The organism is Streptomyces sp. NPDC033270, assembly GCF_055576575.1.
The window spans coordinates 53,321-73,980 of sequence record NZ_JBVIRA010000031.1; the positions used below are offsets into that span (position 1 = coordinate 53,321).

At 67.1% G+C, this 20,660-nt stretch carries 13 protein-coding genes; 9 read left to right on the forward strand and 4 right to left on the reverse strand.

Annotated elements, in window-relative coordinates; genetic code table 11:
* Positions 1 to 63: 63 nt before the first annotated feature.
* Entirely contained in the window at positions 64 to 366 is a 303-nt protein-coding gene (locus tag ACZ5XZ_RS33085) for a hypothetical protein (RefSeq protein ID WP_384432269.1), read from the reverse strand.
* Between the two features lie 390 nt (positions 367 to 756).
* Here ACZ5XZ_RS33085 and ACZ5XZ_RS33090 point away from each other — a divergent pair, with 390 nt between their 5' ends.
* From ACZ5XZ_RS33090 to ACZ5XZ_RS33120, 7 genes are all read left to right on the forward strand, one after another.
* On the forward strand, positions 757 to 3,222 hold the full coding sequence (locus ACZ5XZ_RS33090; RefSeq protein WP_468984850.1) for an ABC transporter family substrate-binding protein: 2,466 nt from the start codon (positions 757 to 759) through the stop codon (positions 3,220 to 3,222).
* Between the two features lie 183 nt (positions 3,223 to 3,405).
* Complete coding sequence (gene typA, locus ACZ5XZ_RS33095; protein WP_468984853.1) at positions 3,406 to 5,310, forward strand: translational GTPase TypA; 1,905 nt, start codon at positions 3,406 to 3,408, stop codon at positions 5,308 to 5,310.
* Between the two features lie 605 nt (positions 5,311 to 5,915).
* The gene (locus ACZ5XZ_RS33100) at positions 5,916 to 7,532 is read left to right on the forward strand and encodes a peptide ABC transporter substrate-binding protein (RefSeq protein WP_468984856.1); all 1,617 of its coding nucleotides are present in this window, start codon (positions 5,916 to 5,918) and stop codon (positions 7,530 to 7,532) included.
* Positions 7,533 to 7,603: 71 nt separating this feature from the next.
* Positions 7,604 to 8,527 carry an ABC transporter permease gene (locus tag ACZ5XZ_RS33105; RefSeq protein ID WP_384432258.1) on the forward strand — a complete coding sequence of 308 codons (924 nt, stop codon included), beginning with the start codon at positions 7,604 to 7,606 and terminating at the stop codon, positions 8,525 to 8,527.
* Complete coding sequence (locus ACZ5XZ_RS33110) at positions 8,520 to 9,512, forward strand: ABC transporter permease (RefSeq protein ID WP_468984859.1); 993 nt, start codon at positions 8,520 to 8,522, stop codon at positions 9,510 to 9,512. The genes ACZ5XZ_RS33105 and ACZ5XZ_RS33110 overlap by 8 nt, the downstream gene beginning before the upstream one ends.
* Positions 9,513 to 9,523: 11 nt before the next feature.
* Positions 9,524 to 10,561 carry an ABC transporter ATP-binding protein gene (locus ACZ5XZ_RS33115; protein ID WP_468984861.1) on the forward strand — a complete coding sequence of 346 codons (1,038 nt, stop codon included), beginning with the start codon at positions 9,524 to 9,526 and terminating at the stop codon, positions 10,559 to 10,561.
* A complete protein-coding gene (locus ACZ5XZ_RS33120) occupies positions 10,548 to 11,699 on the forward strand; it encodes an ABC transporter ATP-binding protein (protein WP_468984864.1) in 1,152 nt (383 codons plus the stop codon). Before ACZ5XZ_RS33115 ends, ACZ5XZ_RS33120 begins: the two co-directional genes overlap by 14 nt.
* Positions 11,700 to 11,721: 22 nt before the next feature.
* Here ACZ5XZ_RS33120 and ACZ5XZ_RS33125 read toward each other — a convergent pair whose 3' ends face one another.
* Positions 11,722 to 12,132, reverse strand: a complete 411-nt coding sequence (locus ACZ5XZ_RS33125; RefSeq protein ID WP_468984866.1) for a MerR family transcriptional regulator — start codon at positions 12,130 to 12,132, stop codon at positions 11,722 to 11,724.
* A gap of 450 nt (positions 12,133 to 12,582) precedes the next feature.
* On the opposite strand from ACZ5XZ_RS33125, the gene ACZ5XZ_RS33130 reads away from it, so the two are divergent.
* Both ACZ5XZ_RS33130 and ACZ5XZ_RS33135 read left to right on the forward strand, forming a co-directional pair.
* Positions 12,583 to 14,307: an ABC transporter ATP-binding protein gene (locus ACZ5XZ_RS33130; protein ID WP_468984868.1), complete on the forward strand. Its 1,725-nt coding sequence runs from the start codon at positions 12,583 to 12,585 to the stop codon at positions 14,305 to 14,307.
* A gap of 35 nt (positions 14,308 to 14,342) precedes the next feature.
* Entirely contained in the window at positions 14,343 to 14,945 is a 603-nt protein-coding gene (locus ACZ5XZ_RS33135; RefSeq protein ID WP_468984928.1) for a S26 family signal peptidase, read from the forward strand.
* Between the two features lie 4 nt (positions 14,946 to 14,949).
* Here the strand turns inward: ACZ5XZ_RS33135 and ACZ5XZ_RS33140 are convergent, their stop codons facing one another.
* A complete protein-coding gene (locus tag ACZ5XZ_RS33140) occupies positions 14,950 to 16,323 on the reverse strand; it encodes an AfsR/SARP family transcriptional regulator (protein ID WP_468984870.1) in 1,374 nt (457 codons plus the stop codon).
* Between the two features lie 96 nt (positions 16,324 to 16,419).
* Positions 16,420 to 19,620: an AfsR/SARP family transcriptional regulator gene (locus tag ACZ5XZ_RS33145; protein ID WP_468984872.1), complete on the reverse strand. Its 3,201-nt coding sequence runs from the start codon at positions 19,618 to 19,620 to the stop codon at positions 16,420 to 16,422.
* Positions 19,621 to 20,660: the final 1,040 nt, after the last annotated feature.

A 20,660-nucleotide genomic window follows, 5' to 3' on the forward strand; every position in this document is an offset into this window, starting at 1 on the left:
ACGGGGTAGGGGTCTGAGTGGGGCGAGGACACCCCCTAAGGGGCATCCACCAGGGGTCTCCCCCTAGGGCGCATGACCGTTGCGGCAGCCGAGTCCCTCGTCCTCGGCGCCCGCCCACAGCGCTGCGTCGTAGGGGGCGTCGGAGATCGTCACCATCTCGACGGCGGGGGGAGCGCCGCCCCGGCGGGACGGCCCGGCCGCCGCGCTCTGCTTCAGCAGGGCGAGGCTCTCGCGCAGGTGGTCGGTATCGCTGCGCACCCGGCGCACGTCCAGGCCGGTGCCGAGTCGCGCCTCCAGCCTTCCCACCGACCGGACCAGGTCGTCCAGGCTGCGTTCAACCGCCGTCAGTTCGTCCTGATGAGACATATAACGTGCCCTCACTTTTGAAGGTGTGGTGGGCGATCTCATGCGCCCGAGAGTGTCGCGCGTCACAGTAGGCGTTGGGAAGGGGTGCGGCGCGATTACGACTCGAACCGGTGCGTTTCGGCTACCACGTGCGACGGCGGGGATCGAACGCCGATACGGGCGCGGGCGACAAATACGGCCGTACGCACGGCCGCTGACCCCTTGTCGGCCCGTCGTGTTGCGCCGGGCGGGTGGCCTTCGTGCGGGCTTGGACGTGTCGGGTGGCCGGGCGCCGAACGGTCGCTTTCAGTAGGGGCTCATAGATGTGATGAGCCGCAAAGTCGGCCGAACGTGGTGTGCCGGAACCAGCCCGCCGGCGGCGCCGCGCGGGCGAGCCCGGAGGTAACAGTCATGACCCACCACGACAACCCCTCGGCCCGCGCGGCCCGTGGACGCCGCATCGCCGCACTGGCCGCCGCGGGGGTGCTGCTCCCGCTGCCGGCCCTCACCGGATGCAGCGGGGAGGGCGGGCAGTCGTCCTCCCCGGCGTCCCAGGACATCGCCCCGGCGCCCCGCGGCGAGCTCAGGGACGGCGGCACCCTGCGCTGGGCGGTCGACGCGATGCCCGGCACCCTCAACGCCTTCCAGGCCGACGCCGACGCGACCACCAGCCGGATCACCGGTGCGGTGCTGCCCAGCATGTTCACCGTCGACGCCGGCGGCGCGCCGCAGCGCAACGCCGACTACCTCGACGCCGCGGACGTCAGCGCCCGCGACCCCAAGCAGGTCGTCACCTACAAGATCAACCCCAAGGCGCGGTGGAGCGACGGCACCGCGATCACCGCCGCGGACTTCGTCGCCCAGTGGACGGCGCTGCGCGGCAAGGACAACGCGTACTGGACCGCCCGCAACGCCGGCTACGACCGGATCGGCAAGGTCGAGCAGGGCGCGGGCAGCCGGGAGGTCAAGGTCACCTTCGCCCGCCCCTACGCCGACTGGCGGTCGCTGTTCACCCCGCTCTACCCCAAGAGCGTGATGGGCGACGCCAACGCCTTCAACGACTCCGCGCGCGAGCGGCTCGCGGTGGGCGCGGGCCCGTTCCTGGTCCAGAAGCGGGACGCCGCCAAGGGGCGGGTCGTCCTGGCGCGGAACCCCTCGTGGTGGGGCGCGCCCGCCAAGCTCGACAAGATCGTGCTGGCGGTGCTGCCCGGGGAGAAGCGGTCGGCGGCGCTGGCCGCCGGGGCCATCGACGTCGCCGCGGTCGACCAGATCGCCGCGAAGCGGGTCGCCTCCGCCCGGGGCCCGGCCGCGCCCGGCTTCCTCCGTAAGCCCGCGGCCGGCAACGCGGGACCCCAGGCCGACGGCAGCCGGGCCCAGGACCGGCAGCGCGCCAAGAACGCCGCCGAGCGCGCGGCGCTGAGCGGCTACACCCTCCACAAGGCCCTGGAGCCCGCCTACACCCAGCTCGCCCTCAACGGCAGCAGCGGCCCGCTGGCCGACGACCGGGTGCGCCGCGCGGTGGCCCGCGCCATCGACCGGCAGGCCCTCGCCGATGTCGTCCTCAAGCCGCTCGACCTGCCGTCCGAGCCGCTGGGCAGCCATCTGCTGATGGCCGGGCAGCGCGGCTACGAGGACCACAGCGACGCGCTCGGCGACCAGGATGCCGGGGCGGCCAAGGCGCTGCTCGCCGACGCCGGCTGGAAGTCCGACGGCGACCGGCAGCAGGCCGGAGGCAAGGCGGCCGCACCGGCGCCCGGCGCGTGGCGCGGCGCGGACGGCCCCGGGGACGAGGACGGCGCGGCGTCCGGCGACCGGGTGGGGGACGGGCCCGGGCGCGACGGCTACGAGGACGACCGGGACGCCGGAACCGACGCCTACGACGAGGACGCCGACGGCGCCAACGACGGCCGCAACCCGGGTCGCCCCGCTCCCGGCCACGCCGGCCCGCCCGCCCGCGGCGCGGAGGAACCGGGCGCCCGGCCCGCCGCCGCCGAGGCGCCGCTGTCCTTCACCGGCGCGGTCGGCTCCGAGATCCAGCGGGCCGCCCTGCTGCGACAGAGCGCCTCGATCTACAAGGAGGCGGCCGCCCGGCAGAAGGAGAAGGCGGACGGCGACCGCGACTCCGCCGCGTACGCCAGGTACAAGCGGTACCGCAAGCGCGCGGCGCAGACGCTGAGCGCCGCCGAGCTGGTCGAGACCGGCCGGCCGGTGGACCTGCCGGGCTCCGGTGGCCACCCCGGCGCCCGCCACGTCGTCGCCGGGCACGCCGGGCACGCCCACGGCGCGGCGGTCGCCCGCGCCGACCGGGACCCGGCCGGCGGCACGGCGGCGGCCCGCACCACCACCGTCAAGAAGAACGGCAAGCCGCTCACGCTGCGTTTCGTCCTGCCCGACGGCGCGGCCGCCGAGCCGCTGCGCACCGTCGCCCGGCGGATCGCCACGATGCTCGACAAGATCGGCGTGCAGACCTCTCTCCAGCGGGTCTCCGACGCCAGCTACTTCCAGGACCACATCGCCTCCGGCGACTTCGACCTGGCGCTGTACTCCTGGCCCGGCACCGCCTACCCGGCGACCGACGCCCGCCCGATCTACGCCAAGCCGCAGCCGGCGCCCGACGGCTCGCTGACCGTCGAGCAGAACTACAGCCGGGTCGGCACCGACCACATCGACCAGCTCTTCGACCAGGCCGCCTCCGAGCTGGACGAGGGCGCCGCGCGCACGCTGGTGGAGCAGGCCGACGCCCGGATCTGGGCGGCCGCCGGGTCGATCCCGCTCTACCAGCGGCCCGAGCTGGTGGCCACCAAGGAGTCGCTCGCCAACGTCGGCGCCTTCGGGTTCGCCACACCGCGGTTCCAGGACATCGGCTACAAGAAGTAAGGGCCACCCCAAAGCTAACAATCGGTAAAAAACCGCAGGTCAGATGGTGTGGACCTGGGCTGCGGCGGCCATAACCGCCGCGGCCACGTACCATGGGGTGAGGCCGTGGCGTGTCATGCCCGGCAGGCGCGCGTACCGGATGGACGTGTCGCCATCCACGATTCCGGGAGAAGCGCCGCCAGTATGCCCACCCGCCACGACATTCGTAACGTCGCCATCGTCGCCCACGTCGACCACGGCAAGACGACCATCGTCGACGCCATGCTCAAGCAGGCCGGCTCCTTCGCCGCGCACGCCGCCGAGTCCCTCGACGACCGCATGATGGACTCGAACGATCTGGAGCGTGAGAAGGGCATCACGATCCTCGCCAAGAACACGGCGGTGAAGTATCACCCCAAGGACGGCGGCGACGTCATCACGATCAACATCATCGACACCCCCGGCCACGCCGACTTCGGTGGCGAGGTCGAGCGCGGTCTGTCGATGGTGGACGCGGTCGTCCTGCTCGTGGACGCCTCCGAGGGCCCGCTCCCGCAGACCCGCTTCGTGCTGCGCAAGGCCCTCCAGCAGCGTCTGCCCGTCATCCTGTGCATCAACAAGACGGACCGTCCGGACTCCCGGATCGACGAGGTCGTCAACGAGACGTACGACCTCTTCCTGGACCTGGACGCGGACGAGGACCAGATCGAGTTCCCGATCGTCTACGCCTGTGGCCGTGACGGCATCGCCTCGCTGACCAAGCCGGAGGACGGCACGGTCCCGGCGGACTCCACCAACCTGGAGCCGTTCTTCTCCACGATCCTGGAGCACGTCCCGGCCCCCGAGTACGACGAGACGGCGCCGCTGCAGGCCCACGTCACCAACCTCGACGCGGACAACTTCCTCGGCCGTATCGCGCTGCTCCGCGTCGAGCAGGGCGAGCTGCGCAAGGGTCAGACCGTGGCCTGGATCAAGCGCGACGGCTCGGTCGCCAACGTCCGCATCACCGAGCTGATGATGACCGAGGCGCTCACCCGCAAGCCCGCCGAGGTCGCGGGCCCCGGTGACATCTGCGCCGTGGCCGGTATCCCGGACATCATGATCGGCGAGACCCTGGCCGACCCGGAGAACCCGATCGCGCTGCCGCTGATCACGGTGGACGAGCCGGCCATCTCGATGACCATCGGCACCAACACCTCGCCGCTCGTCGGCCGTGGCGGCACCGGCAAGGGCGCGGACGCCAAGGCCGCGGTCAAGGACCGCAAGGTCACCGCCCGCCAGGTCAAGGACCGCCTGGACCGCGAGCTGATCGGTAACGTCAGCCTCCGGGTCCTGGACACCGAGCGCCCCGACGCCTGGGAGGTGCAGGGCCGCGGTGAGCTGGCCCTCGCGATCCTGGTCGAGCAGATGCGCCGTGAGGGCTTCGAGCTGACCATCGGCAAGCCGCAGGTCGTCACGCAGCAGATCGACGGCAAGACGTACGAGCCGGTCGAGCGCATGACCATCGACGTCCCCGAGGAGCACATGGGCGCCGTCACGCAGCTCATGGGCGTCCGCAAGGGCCGCATGGACAACATGTCCAACCACGGCTCCGGCTGGGTCCGCATGGAGTTCGTCGTCCCGTCCCGTGGCCTCATCGGCTTCCGTACGGAGTTCCTGACCAACACCCGCGGCACGGGCATCGCCCACTCGATCCACGAGGGCCACGAGCCGTGGTTCGGCACGCTGGCGACCCGTAACAACGGCTCGCTCGTCGCCGACCGCTCCGGCGCGGTCACCGCCTTCGCGATGACCAACCTGCAGGAGCGCGGCGTGCTGTTCACCGACCCCGGCACCGAGGTGTACGAGGGCATGATCGTCGGCGAGAACTCGCGCGCCGACGACATGGACGTGAACATCACCAAGGAGAAGAAGCTCACCAACATGCGGTCGGCCTCGGCCGACTCCTTCGAGGCGATCGTCCCGCCGCGCAAGCTCTCCCTGGAGCAGTCCCTGGAGTTCTGCCGCGACGACGAGTGCGTCGAGGTGACCCCGGAGGCCGTGCGCATCCGCAAGGTCGTCCTGGACCAGAAGGAGCGCGGCCGGACCGCTTCGCGCGCCAAGCGGTAACGCTGGGCGCTGGCCTTGTCCGGCTCCCGCGGGGCGTCCCTCTATGCGAGGGGCGCCCCGCGGCGTTTGTGTTGGCTTCCCGCGTTGTCGGCCTTCCCGCCGTGGTGGTTGTTCGCCGTGTCGCCTGCGGCGGGCCCCTCCGCTGCGCTTTGCTGCGGCTGACTTGTCTGGCTTTCGCGTCGTTGCGCCTGCGGCGGGCGGTTGTTTGTCGGCTGCGGTGACAGCCCTACGGACTTCGTCCTACGGTCTGTCCCCTCCCGTGGGTGGGTGGGAAGACGGGCCCGGTGGGGGCACACCTGATCCGTCGACTACCGGCACACGAACACTGACGTCCACCCCCACCGGTCTTCTCTCCCCCCACTCACGGGAGGGGGCGGACCGCAGGACGGAGTCCGGAGGGCCGCACCCGCTGCCGAAAACGCCCCGCGCAGCGGCAACCAGCCCGCCGCAGGCGAAAAAGGCGAAACCCCCACGGCGGGAAAGCCGACAACGTGGGAAGCAAGCCCAAGCGCAGCGCCCCGCAAACGGAGCAGCCCCAACGTGCGATACGCCCCACTTTGCGATCTTATGTGGGCTACGCCTGATCGCGGAGCTGAGGAGGCACCATGGGTGGAGCCACGCGCGCGACGTGGGGCGCGTGCGCCGTCGCGGTCGTCCTCGTGGCCACGGCCTGTGGTGGGGGGAGCGCGGCCCGTGCCGGGGTGGTCAGCGCCTCGTGGGGGGATCCGCAGAATCCCCTGGAGCCGGCGAACACCAACGAGGTCCAGGGCGGCAAGGTCCTGGAGATGCTGTTCCGGGGGCTCAAGCGGTACAACCCGAGGACCGGGGCCGCGCAGAACGTCGTCGCCGAGCGCATCGAGACCAGGGATTCGCAGAACTTCACGGTGACGCTGAAGCCGGGCTGGTCCTTCAGCAACGGGGAGAAGGTCACCGCCGCGTCGTTCGTGGACGCCTGGAACTACGGGGCGCTGCTGGACAACAAGCAGAAGAACGCGCCGTTCTTCCAGTACATCGACGGCTTCGACCGGGTGCATCCGGAGAACGGCGTGGCCACCGCCCGGACCCTGTCGGGGCTGGCGGTGAAGGACGACCGGACCTTCACCGTGAAACTCCGTCAGAAGTTCTCCAGCTGGCCGGACACGCTGGGCTACGCGGCCTTCATGCCGCTGCCGCGGGCGTTCTTCACCGACCATGACGCCTGGCTGGAGCGGCCCATCGGCAACGGCCCGTACGTCGTGGACTCCTACGACAAGGGGTCCGTGCTGCGCATGCGGAAATGGGCGAAGTACCCGGGTGACGATCCGGCCCGAAACGCCGGGATCGACCTGCGGGTCTACACGGACAGCAACACCGCCTACACCGATCTGCAGGCGGGGAACCTCGACCTGGTCGACGATGTGCCGGCCGCCCAGCTCAAGAGCGTCCACGCCGATCTGGGCAAGCGGTACATCAACCAGCCGGCCGGGATCATCCAGACCCTCGCCTTCCCCATGTACGTCAAGGGATGGGGCGAGCCGGGCAAGGACAAGGTGCGCCGTGGTCTGTCGATGGCGATCGACCGGGAGCAGATCACCAGGGAGATCTTCCAGCGGACGCGGACGCCCGCGACGGACTGGACCTCGCCGGTGCTCGGGGCGGACGGGGGGTACAAGGCGGGGCTGTGCGGTGAGGTCTGCGTGTTCGACCCGGCGAAGGCCAGGGCGCTGGTCAAGGAAGGCGGCGGGCTGCCCGGCGGCCGGATGACGATCACGTACAACGCCGACACCGGATCGCACAAGGACTGGGTCGACGCGATCTGCAACAGCATCAACAAGTCGCTGGGGGACGACAAGGCGTGTGTGGGAAATCCGATCGGCACGTTCGCCGATTTCCGGAACAAGATCGCGGCGAACGGAATGCCCGGACCGTTCCGCAACGGCTGGCAGATGGACTATCCGCTGATCCAGAACTTTCTGCAGCCGCTGTACTACACCAACTCCTCGGCCAATGACGGAAAGTTCAGCAACGCCGGCTTCGACAAGCTGGTGAACGCGGCGAACGCGGCGACGGACAGCAAGGAGGCCGTCGCGAAGTTCCAGGACGCGGAGCGGATACTCGCCCGCCAGATGCCGGCGATTCCGCTGTGGTACCAGAACGGCAGCGGCGGCTATGCGGACCGGATCAGCAATGTGTCGCTGAATCCGTTCAGCGTGCCGGTCTACAACGAGATCAAGGTCAACTGAGCGAGCCGCGGGCGCTGCCGGCGCCGCCCGCGCCGTCCGTACTGTCCGCGCGATGAGGGAGGTTGGGGCCGGTGGGACGCTATGTGATCCGGCGGCTGCTGCAGATGGTCCCGGTGTTCGTCGGCAGCACGTTCCTGATCTTCTTCATGGTGTACGCGCTGGGCGACCCCGTCGCGGCGATGTTCGGCGACCGGGCGCCGGACCCCGCCACCGCCGCGCAGATCCGCCGCGACCTCTACCTCGACCACCCGCTGTGGCAGCAGTACCTGCACTACATGGGGCAGATCTTCCGGGGGGACTTCGGCACCGCCTTCAACGGCCAGTCGGTCACCGAGCTGATGGCCTCGGCCTTTCCGGTCACGCTGCGGCTGACGGTGGTCGCCGTCGTGATCGAGATGGTGGTGGGCATCGTGCTCGGGGTGTTCAGCGGTCTGCGGCGGGGCCGGGGCATCGACACCTCGGTGCTGCTGCTCTCGCTCGTCGTGGTGTCCATTCCGACGTTCGTGAGCGGCTATCTGCTGCAGTTCGTGTTCGGCGTGCGGTGGGGATGGGCCGCGCCGTCGGTCGCACCGGAAGCACCGCTGAACGAGATGCTGCTGCCGGGCCTGGTGCTGGCGCTGGTCTCGCTGGCGTATGTGACCCGGCTGACCCGCACCTCGATCGCGGAGAACGCCCGCGCCGACTACGTCCGTACGGCCGTCGCCAAGGGCCTGCCCCAACGCCGCGTCATCACCCGCCATCTGCTGCGCAATTCACTGATCCCGGTCGTCACATTCATCGGTACCGATATCGGCGCCCTGATGGGCGGCGCGATCGTCACCGAGCGCATCTTCAACATCCACGGCGTCGGATTCCAGCTCTATCAGGGAATCCTGCGGCAGAACTCGCCGACCGTCGTGGGTTTCGTGACGATCCTGGTGCTGGTCTTCCTCGTCGCGAACCTCCTCGTCGACCTGCTCTACGCCGTCCTCGACCCGAGGATCCGCTATGCCTGAGTCCTACGTCCCCAAGGAAGCCATCGGCCACGGCGACGGCGGCTCCGCCGCGCTGGCCATCGGCGAGGCGGAGTCGCTGGAACGGAGGCCGGGCGCCGCGCCGCCCGGTGCCGGGCCACCCGCCCCCGTGCCCCCGGGCAAGCCGCGCAGCCTGTGGAGCGACGCCTGGCACGATCTGCGCCGCAACCCGGTCTTCGTGCTCTCCGCGCTGGTCATCCTCTTCCTGGTGGTGATCGCGATCTGGCCGCAGCTGATCGCCACCGGCAACCCCTACCGCGCCGACCTGGCCAAGGCGCAGCAGGGCTCCCAGCCCGGCCACCCCTTCGGCTTCGACACCCAGGGCAGGGACGTCTACACCCGCGTGGTCTACGGGGCCCGCGCCTCCATCACCGTCGGTGTCTGCGCCACCGCCGGTGCCGCGCTGCTGGGCAGCCTGATGGGCGGGCTGGCCGGCTTCTTCGGCGGCTGGTCGGACACCCTGCTCTCCCGGCTCGCCGACATCTTCTTCGGCATCCCGGTGATCCTCGGCGGCCTGGTGTTCCTCTCCGTCGTCACCAGCACCACCGTCTGGCCGGTGGTCGGCTTCATCGTGCTGCTCGGCTGGCCGCAGATCTCCCGTATCGCCCGCGGCTCCGTCGTCACCGCCAAACAGCACGACTACGTCCAGGCCGCCCGCGCGCTGGGCGCCGGCAACGGGCGGATGCTGCTGCGGCACATCGCGCCGAACGCGGTGGCGCCGGTCATCGTCGTCGCCACCATCGCGCTCGGTACGTACATCGCGCTGGAGGCGACGCTGTCCTACCTGGGCGCGGGCCTCAAGCCCCCCACCGTCTCCTGGGGCATCGACATCTCCACGGCCTCCACCTACATCCGCAGCGCGCCGCACATGCTGCTGTGGCCGGCGGGCGCGCTGAGCGTCACGGTGCTGGCGTTCATCATGCTCGGCGACGCGGTGCGCGACGCCCTCGACCCCAAGTTGCGCTGAGGAGGCGGCAGATGACGAACAGTGCCGGCGAGGCCGGGGGCGGTGGCGCGGGCGCGGTCACCGACACCGCTCTGCTCGACGTGCGGGACCTGCGGGTGGAGTTCCGTACCCGGGACGGGATCGCGAAGGCCGTCAACGGTGTCAGCTTCGGCGTCGCGCCGGGCCAGACGCTGGCGGTGCTCGGCGAGTCCGGCTCCGGAAAGTCCGTCACCGCGCAGGCCGTGATGGGCATCCTGGACTCGCCGCCCGGCTTCGTGACCGGCGGCGAGATCATCTTCCAGGGCCGTGATCTGCTGACGCTGCGCAAGGACGAGCGGCGCAGGGTCCGTGGCGCCAAGATGGCGATGATCTTCCAGGACGCGCTGTCCTCGCTGAATCCGGTGCTCAGCGTCGGGGCGCAGCTGGGGGAGATGTTCCAGGTCCATGAGGGGATGTCCCGTAAGGAGGCCCGCGGCCGGGCGGTGGAGCTGATGGAGCGGGTGGGCATTCCCGCGGCCGGGGCGCGGGTGGGGGACTATCCGCACCAGTTCTCCGGCGGGATGCGCCAGCGCATCATGATCGCGATGGCGCTGGCCCTGGGCCCCGACCTGATCATCGCCGACGAGCCGACCACCGCGCTGGACGTCACCGTCCAGGCGCAGGTCATGGACCTGCTCGCGGAGCTGCAGCGCGAGTTCACCATGGGGCTGATCCTGATCACCCATGACCTGGGCGTGGTCGCCGATGTCGCCGACACCATCGCGGTGATGTACGCCGGGCGGATCGTGGAGACCGCACCCGTCCACCAGCTCTACCGTGCGCCCGCCCACCCGTACACCCGGGGGCTGCTGGACTCCATCCCCCGGCTGGACCAGAAGGGGCAGCGGCTGTACGCGATCAAGGGCCTGCCGCCCAATCTGACGGCCATCCCGCCGGGCTGCCCCTTCAACCCGCGCTGCCCGCTGGCGCAGGACATCTGCCGCACGGACCTGCCGCCGCTGTACGAGGCCGGCCCCGGCCGGGCCAGTGCCTGCCACTTCTGGAAGGAGACCCTCGGTGGCGCGCGATGAGGTAAGCGGAGCCGCGGCCGGCGCCGGACCGGCGCCTGGCGAGCCCCTCCTGGAGATCCGCGATCTGGTCAAGCACTTCCCCCTCACCCGGGGCGTGCTCTTCAAGAAGCAGGTCGGCGCCGTCAAGGCCGTCGACGGGGTCTCCTTCGACCTCCGCAAGGGCGAGACCCTGGGCATCGTCGGGGAGTCGGGCTGCGGCAAGTCCACGGTCGCCAAGCTGCTGGTGGGCCTGGAGCGCCCCACGGCGGGTCGGATCCGCTACCGCGGCGAGGACATCACCCGTCTGTCGGGCCGGGCGATGAGGGCGGTGCGCCGCAACATCCAGATGGTCTTCCAGGACCCCTACACGTCCCTGAACCCCCGGATGACGGTCGGCGACATCGTCGGCGAGCCCTACGAGATCCACCCGGAGGTGGCCCCCAAGGGAGACCGCCGCCGCAAGGTCCAAGAACTCCTGGACGTGGTGGGGCTCAACCCCGAGTACATCAACCGCTATCCGCACCAGTTCTCCGGCGGCCAGCGCCAGCGCATCGGTATCGCCCGCGGCCTCGCCCTGCGCCCGGAGATCATCGTCGCCGACGAGCCGGTCTCCGCGCTGGACGTCTCCGTCCAGGCCCAGGTGGTCAACCTCCTGGAGCAGTTGCAGGACGAGTTCGACCTCTCCTACGTCTTCATCGCCCACGACCTGTCCGTCGTCCGGCACATCTCCGACCGGATCGCGGTGATGTACCTGGGGCGGCTCGCCGAGATCGGCACCGAGGAGCAGATCTACGACCACCCCACCCACCCCTACACCCAGGCCCTGCTCTCCGCCGTGCCCGTACCGGACCCCGACTCCCGCGCCGCCCGCGACCGCATCCTGCTCACCGGCGACGTGCCCTCACCCGCCAGCCCGCCGTCCGGCTGCCCCTTTCGCACCCGCTGCTGGAAGGCCCGGGACCTGTGCGCCGAGGTCGTCCCCCCGCTCGAAGTCCCCCCGGACTTCCGCGAGTCGACCGGCCCGGCGGGGCACCCCTCGGCCTGCCACTTCGCACAGGAGCGCCAGGTGGTGCCGGGCGAGGGGCGGCTGCCCGACGGAGCGGACGGCGAGCACCGCCTGCCCGACGGGCCGGAGCCGGGGCCGGTGGCGCATCGCTAGGGCCTGACCCGCCGGACACCTCCTAGGCCGCTTCACCAGGGGGTGCCCCGGCCGCTTTGCCGGGCCGGGCCTCAGCCGTGCCGCGCACCACTTCCAGGTACTCCCCGATGGCGTCCCGGTTGCGCATCAGCGTCTCGATGCGCTCGGTCATCCGGTCGCGCTCGCGCTCCAGCGTGGCGAGCATCTCCGGTGTCGCGTCGGGGAAGTGGATGGCCCGGGGCTTGTCCAGGCAGGGCAGGATCTGCTTGATGAGCCGGGTCGGCAGCCCGGCGTCGAGGAGCCCCCGGATCTGCAGCACCCGGTCGACGCAGAACGCGTCATAGGCGCGGTAGCTGTTGGCGCAGCGCTCGGCGACGATCAGCCCCTGCTCCTCGTAGTAGCGCAACAGCCGCCGCGGCGTACCCGTACGCGCCGACAGCTCCCCGATCCGCATCCACGCCACCTCCCCGCCAACGACAGCGCCGCCGCGGCCGGGAACATTCCCCGCCACGGCGGCGTCTCTCGCACCTGCTCGGCCGGGCCGGCAGGAGCCTCCTCAAGTGGCGGCCAGCCGGCGAGCCAGTTGGAACCCGGATGGCGCACCCTATTGTTCCGGCGACGGTTACCACGCCCATCTATCCGATGTCTGCCGGCGGCTCCACTTGTCGAAGGGGAAGCGCGGTGAGAGATTCACTTCATTCTCTGGGTGCCTCTGTGGACAGACCGGGAATTCCGGTAGCAAAGGCGGAGGGCGCTAGCCGCCCGGAAGGTGATGATGCACTTGAATCGGCGGGTCCCGGATGTTTTCGCTAACATTCCCAGGGCGTACTCTCTCGTGTTTGCGGCCGCTCCGGGTACATTGTGTCTTTATGCTCTGATTACGCTGCTGATAGGTCTGGCTCCTGTGCTGACCGCATGGTTTACAAAAGCGGTCCTGGACGGGCTGGTGTCCGGGGCGCCATGGAGCGAATTGATAAAATATGCCCTAATGCTGGCTGGGGCGGGGCTGCTGGCAGGTCTGGCGCCACATATAATTCGCTATTTGCGCAACAGCCTTGCCCGAGAGGTGCCTCTATTTGCGCGTGCTCGACTCTTCTTCGCAGTGAATAAGTTTATCGGCGTCGGGAGGTTCGAGGATCCGAATTTTCTCGACCGGCTCCGTTTGGCACAACAGCCTGGCACAGGGTCATCCATCGAGGTGGTAGACGGAAGTCTGTTCGCCGTCAGGGATTCGGTCACTTCACTGGGATTCATGGCTTCAATCGCGATGCTTGACCCGACGTTTCCAGGATTGGTGATTGCTTCAGCCGTGCCCGCTTTGATTGGACAGATTTCTCTTTCCAAGAGGCGCGCCAGGATGGCGGCGGAAGTAGGCCCAATCGAGCGTCGTGAATTCTTCTACAGTCAGCTGCTGAGTGGTATCGAAGCTGCGAAAGAGGTCCGCATCTTCGGAATCGGCGAGTTCATGAGACGCCGCATGCTGGTCGAGCGGGGCAGTGCGAATGCCAGGAAGAAGGCGGTCGATCGCTACGAGGTCAGACTCGAGGGCGCCATCGCAGTACTTACGGCTTGTGTTGCGGGGTGCGGAGTGCTCTGGGCGGTGCAAGCTGCGCGGACAGGCTCCGTTTCGGTGGGTGGCGTGACGATGTTCGTGGCAGCCCTGGCTGGGGTGCAGAGTGCACTAGCGGCATTGGCAGGCGATCTGGCGAGGATCAATGAGGCTCTGTTGATGTTCGGTCAGTACCGGTCTGTGCTCGATTCGGCCGTCGACCTTCCGCTCGCAGAGGCCCCCAGTCAATTGCCGCCGCTGCGCAAGGGCATCGAACTGAGAGACGTATGGTTCCGTTACTCAGAGGAACACGACTGGATCCTTCGAGGAATCAACCTCTTCATTCCCGCAGGAGCATCGGTCGGACTGGTCGGCTTGAATGGCGCCGGAAAATCAACTGTGGTGAAGCTCTTGTGCCGCTTCTACGATCCGCAGAAGGGATCGGTTCTTTGGGACGGTGTTGACATAAAGGACGCGGATCCTGCGGAATTGCGTCAGCGGATTGGGGCGGTCTTCCAGGACTTCATGAGGTACGATATGACAGCGTCGGAGAACGTTTCGCTCGGGGATATCGGGGCGGCCGCCGAGGACGGTAAAATCCGACAGGCGGCTAAGTGTGCAGGAATCCACGAATATCTTTCTGGGCTCCCCCGTGGATATGCGACCCTGTTGTCAAGAGTATTCTACATGGAATCGGACAAAGAAAACCCAGAAACTGGCGTTGTTCCCTCCGGGGGGCAGTGGCAGAGACTTGCTCTGGCGCGGTCCTTTTTCAGGGAGGGTCGTGATCTGATGATTCTGGATGAGCCGGCGTCGGGCCTTGACGCCGCAGCGGAAGCTGAAGTTCACCGCTCGCTACAGCGGCATCGGCGTAACCGCACCACGATTCTCATCTCACACCGGTTGGGTGCGGTACGAGATGCTGACAGCATCGCGGTGATAGAGGATGGACGCGTGACCGAATTCGCAGATCACGCGACGTTGATGAGGCGAAAGGGTGAATACTCCCGCTTGTTCAATCTTCAGGCTTCGGGCTACCGAAGCTCAAGTGAGGGCAGGGCTTTGGGAGCCGATTTCTGATGACACTTCTCGGCCAGCGGTTTCCCGATGTGTCAATGAGGGCATTCGTCATCTCACTTGCGGTGGTATCTGGGTGCGTGACGTATCTGTCCAGGAGATTCATTTCCGTGTCAGTGAGTGGAAATAGTATGCAACCGGCTTACGAGCACGGGGACAGGGTGATCGTCCGCCGTGGCGTTGTTCCCTCCAAGGGAGATGTGGTTGTCATCGAGAGGCCGGTGCGCTGGGGGATCCCCGTCCCGGCACCCGGCGGGCCCCCGTCTGTCGTCGCCGAGGACGAGGCGCAGCAGTGCGCGAATGTTCCGCTTGCGGTGCGAGGGGTATGGCCGGGCCAGCCCGTGGCCATGCACCGCAGGAGAAGAATCACGGCACAAAACTGGATGATCAAACGGGTGCTGGCGATGCCGGGAGACCCTATTCCGGTGGAGCATGTTCCGATCCTGTCGTCGCTTGCCAGCGGACGAGTCCCAGCTGGAAAAATCGTGGTAGTTGGTGACAACTTTTCAGTCAGCTTCGACTCGCGGCAGGTCGGATACTTCCCTCTGAGTCGGGTTCTTGGCACGGTGGCCGGAGGCCGGGCAGGAACCGCGCTTCGCACAGGAGCGGCTGCACCGGCCATCCAGCAATTCCGGGACTAGGTCTTCAGACGAGCGCGGAGTCGGCCTGGCCAAGTGCATGTTGCTGGATGGTGTCGGCCCGCGTGTCACGTCGGTGCCGTATGGGCGTATCGCGGTTGAGGAGAGAAAAGTGAGGAGCGCCGTATCGTTCGATTAGCTCCGGAAGGGCGGCGCGCGACGTGACCACGACCATGGTTCCTGGGGTACCGGGCAGGAAGGGTAGTACGTCGGCGTGGTTCGCCACACCGTCGACGAGGACGAGCATTCTCCGGTCCGCCAGCAGCGACCGGTAGAGAGCGGCCTGTGCCTGTTCCCCACGAGGCACCCAACCGGGTGCCACCCCGAGGGACATGAGCAGTCCGGGCAACAGATCACCAGGCGTCGTTTGCTTTCCCGCGGAGTGTCCGTGGAAATCCAGGTACAGCTGTCCGTCCGGAAAGTGGTGTACGACCTCGTGCGTCCAATAGACGGCAAGCGTGGTCTTCCCCACCCCTGTCGGCCCTTGGATCACGACGGGGGAAACGGCCTGGGAGACCGAGGGCAGTACTGCCTGCAGCTGAGCCAGGACGTCCCGTTGTCCGTCGAGTCGGTATACCGGAGGAGGGAGTTGGCGGGGATGCGGCAGGGCATCCCGTTGAGGAGCGATGGGGCTGTCCTCGCGCAGCAACAAGGTTCGGTGCAGTTCCTGAAGTTCGTTACCCGGTTCTTCACCGAGCTGCTCGATCAGACGGGATCGGTGCAGTGAATAGGATTCCCATGCTTCTTTCTGCCGCCCAGCGCGATGCAGCGCCAGTATGTAGAGGCCGACTATTGCTTCGTCGAAGGGGTTCTCCTCGACAAGGGAGGCGAGGTGAGGGAGCAACTCCGCCTGTCGTCCCAGTCCGAGACCGGCTTTCGCCCAACCGATACGGGCTGTCAGGAGCTCCTGTTCCAGAGCTCTACGTGCCCGGTCAGCCCAAGGGGACTCCGCGTCGCACAGTGCAGTTCCGGACCAGGCGGCAATGGCCCGGCCGAACAGGTCGGACGCTACGCGATCATCGCCCTGGTGCACGGCCGACTGGGCGCCGGCCACCAACTGTCGGAACCGATACAGGTCAATCGCTTCAGGGTCACATTCCAACAAGTAGCCGCCTCTGTGTCGTACCACCCGCCCTTCTACGGCTGGGCCGTTGGCCGAGTCGAGGCACCTACGCAGTCGGGTCGCGCAGGTGTAGAGCGTGTCCCTGGGCCGTTGAGGGAGGTCATCACCCCAGATCCGATCGATGATGACCTCGTCGGAAACGAACTCGTTGGCTTGCCATGCGAGGGCCGCGAGCAGCAACTTGGCTCGCGACGACGACGGCCCCACCGGTCGGCCATGGAATGTGACGTTCACCGAGCCAAGCACCCGGATCTTCATGTGCGATCTCCCTGAGCTGGTCCAGGTATTTCTTCCTTCCTGTTCAGAATCGTGAGCATGCGCATGGAAACCGCACGGATCGCGCACGGGGGGCAGCTAGTCCAGTATGTGCTTGACCTCGGTTCGTTCTGGAGTGTCCAGGGTGGCGACCAAGCCTTCAGCTTCGTGGCAGGCAGCTCGGGCTTCCGGGGTTCGCCCGAGCGTCCGCAGAGCCCGGCCGGCAGCGATCAGTACCCTTACCTGCAAAAGCCTTTGCCGTGATCGACGACAGAGAGCCAACGCTGCCTCGCAGTGTTGGAGCGCCTCGTTGGGGTCCCCCCGAGCCAGCAGGACCCGGGCCATGACGTAGTGCGCCCGAGGCTGCGCGAGTGGCAGCGACGCGGTTGCCAGGGCTAGAGCCTCAGAAGCGTGTACCCACGCCTCTTCGAGGGCGCCGCTGTGCTCGGCGAGTTCTGCCTGGCCCAGAAGGGTTTCTACGAGTCCGGTGGCATGGCCAGTGCGTTCGGCGGTCTCCTGAGCGGTTGCCAGACACTTCGCCGCTGCGGTTTGAGCCCCCAGTTTCATCCGCGTCGCCGAGAGCCCTACGAGCGCATCGACTTCGCAGTTGAGGTTGCCAACCGTGCGGGTGATCTCCAGGGCCTGCTCAAATGAGACCACGGCTGCATCGTAGCGGCCGGCGTCATGGTGGACGCGGCCAAGAGTCTCGAGACTGGCAGCTTCGGCGTAGGCAGACCCGATGCTGCGGGCAACCGCGATCGACTCCTCGAGGGTGCACGCGGCCTCTTCGAGCAGGGCCAGCTTCTGTTGGACGTGGCCCCAGGTCGAGAGGACAAGTGCCTCGAGGTGACGGTGACCGCTGGCGTGTGCGAGGGGGCGGGCGGCCATCAAGAACTGCTCCGCCTCCTGCAAGCGGCAGAGTGTCAGGTGGGCTGAGGCGAGGTTGCTCAGGGCGATTGCCTGGGAGCGTCGGTCATCAAGCTCCACGCTGATCTCGAGGGCCTGATGGTACTGCGGCAGAGCGGCCGCAGCGCCTCCCAATTGTTTACGGGCCACACCCGATCCCAGCAAGGCGGCACATTCGCCCTGTCGCCAGTTTGCTTGCCTGGCGAACTTCAGAGCCTGATCGTATTCGGTGAGTGCCGCTTGGAGGTCTCCGTTCCGCCAAAGAGCGGACGCAAGAGCCCGGTGCATCGCAGATTGCCCTATCGAGTCGTTCTCACGCTCAGCAGTCGACCGGGCCAGGGCGGCGTGATGGATCCATTCGGACCGCGGGCGCCAGTGGTGGAACACGTCCTGAAGGGCCGAGACGAAGAGCCATGTGTAGCGATAAGGCCCGTGTTCGACCGCGCTGGTGATGATTGCTGAAATGTTGTCCCACTCGGAAGTGATCCATGCGCGGGCCGAAGACTCGTTCTCGAACCGCTGTGGTACCACACCGTCCGAGGGAGGCCCGTAGGGTACCGCCAGCTCATGCAGACTGCTCGCGCGGTTCGCGTTGATCAAGCTGTGAAGATAGAAGTCATACAGCCGGCGCACCGCCTCGGCATCGTCCGAAGCGCCGGCTTCCTGGGCTTTGTCGCGTGCGTACTCCAGGACCAGGTCATGACAGGAGTAGCGTTGCGCGTCGATTTCCGTGGCGAGGTGAATGCGTGCGATGGAGTCCAGTAGCTCCGTAGCTCTGGCTGATGAGGTTCCCACGAGTGCTGCAGCTGCGGCAGCCGACAAGTCGCTGCCGGGCACGATCGAGAACAACTGCAGCATGCGCTGAGCTGCTCCACTCAAAGCGGCGTAGGACATCTCAAGCGCGGGGCGAACGGCGGCGCGGCTGTCGGAATCCACCTGGAGACGGTTGAGGGGCCCATCCGCAAGAAGTTCTCTTGTGTGTTGCTGGATGGTGCGATGCGGGTGGTCCGCCAGTTGCGCGCCGACGATGCAGAGAGAGAGTGGCAGCCTTCCGCACAGGTCAGCCAGCCCCCTTGTCGCTTCTTGCTCCTGCCGCACACGAGCGAAGCCCGCCCGCAGGGCAATGAGCTGGACAGCCTCGTCGGGACCCAGCACCTTGAGAGTCAGCCGCTCGGCGCCGTCCAGTGCCACGAGGCTGCCCAGTCGGTCCCGACTGGTGACCACGACAACACATCCGGGACTGCCAGGTATGAGCGGCCTGACCTGAGAGGCATCGGCGACGTCGTCCAGCAAAATCAGACACTTCTTACCTGCCAGGCTCGATCTGTACAGAGCGAGTTGTTCCTGAAAGTGCAGCGGGATGTCTGCGCTCTGATGGCCGAGTAACTGCAGCAGTTGCGGTAGTGCTTCCGCCGGCGAGCAAGGCTGTCCGGCATCGAAACCCCGCATTTCGAGAAAGAGTTGCCCACCCTCGAACTGTTCGGCAACCCGGTGAGCCCAGTGGACGGCCAGCGCGCTCTTGCCAACCCCGGCGGGACCGACGAGCAGCACGAGACGGCCAGCCCCAGCACTCGGAGCGTTGAGGACGGACAGTTCGTCGGCGCGACCGATGAGTCGAGGCGGACCCATGGGAAGATTGCGAGGAGTGGGCCGCCGCATGACGGTGTCCGATTCCGTTGCGGGGATGCCGTCCCGACTGCTCTCGCCGCGAAGGATGCGCTGCTGTGCGTCTGACAGCGCGGGAGTTGGCTCTATGCCGAGCTCCCGCACAAGGCATTCCCGGAACGCCCGATACACCTCGAGTGCCTCGACTGTTCGCCCCGATCGGTGGAGGGCGAGCATGAGCAGGCGTACCGGTGATTCACGAAAAGGCGCTGCCTCGGTGACTTGGCGCAGTTCGCCGATGGCTTCCTGGACTCGCCCTAGAGTCAGTTTGACCTGGGCTCGCTCCTCCAACGCGGATATGTATTGCTCTTCGAGCCGTTGGGCTTGAGTGCTGAAGTGCACACCCTCGACGTTGTCCAGCGGAGCGCCGCGCCACAGCGAGAGGGCGCTGTTGTAGGACTGCAATGAGTCGGCTGTCCTGCCCCTTCGGACGTACTTCTTCGCACGTTCGAGCTCTGCGTCGAAGGACAGGATGTCCAGTTCCCCCGGCAGTACATGCAACGAGTATCCAGGCTTCGTGGTGCGAATGCGGTCAGCCCCGAGCCCAGGCAGGACGCGCCGGAGCTCCGCTACCAGCGATCGCACGCGGGGGGCTGGGGCCGCAGGCAGAGCGCTTCCCCAGAGGCAGAAGGCGATCCGGTCGCTGGACACCACGCGATTGGCGTCCAGCAAGAGCGTTGCGGCCAGAGCACGTTGCTTTCCAGTCAGGGCGACCGCAGCACCGTCCATGCAGATTTGTACGGGCCCCAGGAGACTGTACTCAACGCGTGGCATTCGCATCTGCTCAGATTAGCTCAGAGGGCACAGGGGATGCCGTCCCGAAGAGAGCTTGAGCTTCGTCACCATGTCGGCGGCTGACGTGGGCTTCACGGTCACCGCAGCGCCACTATGACCGTGCGACCCGTACCTCTTGCCCGGGGAACTGCGGCGTCGCCGTTCTCAGCCACCCTGTGAACGCAGCAGGATGGATTGCACACGCTCTCATGCTCTCGAATCACGCACTGGCCGGACCCTGGCAATCCGGAATCGCGTCTCTCTGTCGTTGGAATGCCGCTGTACTGCAACAAGCGTCCTCTGGTGGTCTTTCCCCGATCTGTCTGTGTTCTGCATGTTGCACTCCTTGCGCTCTGAATCGTCGACGTGAAATATTTCAAACGTCGCACGGATTCATAAACGTGCAGCTGGGATGGATAATTCACTCAAGGAGTGTCGTGCCGGCGAAGATTCGATCCTTGTACCTGCGCCTGGCTAATGCGGTACTGCCTTCTGCATTAGCCTATGCTGATCAGTGCCAGAATATTCCCTGCCCTGGCGATCCGCAGCATCAACTCCCATACATGTGTCATTGCATTGATACAGGGAGGCACCTCGAGTGTAACTGGGGGCGCTGCTGAGGACACAAATCCCACGGTCTCGAGAGGGGTTCCTTCCGGGGCTACATCGCGCCCTCCGGATGGGTTAGCGGAGTGAGCACTCGGAAGTTCTCGAGGCTTTCTCAAGAACTTTCCAGCTTCCGCATTCAGGATATGCGGACTGGTTTCATCAAAAGAGAAATGGAGAATCTCATGACGCGTAAGATTCGTGCGGCCTGTTCGCGCATTGCGGGAGCCGTGCTCCCTTCCGTGTCGGCCAGTGCGGAGCGGTGTGAAAACGTTCCCTGTATGCCCAATAATCCGACGCCTATGGAGTACAACTGCCACTGCATCGACACGGGTACTAGGCTGGTGTGTGGAGCCGGCACCTGCTGAGTAGGGAAGCTGGGTCGCGGC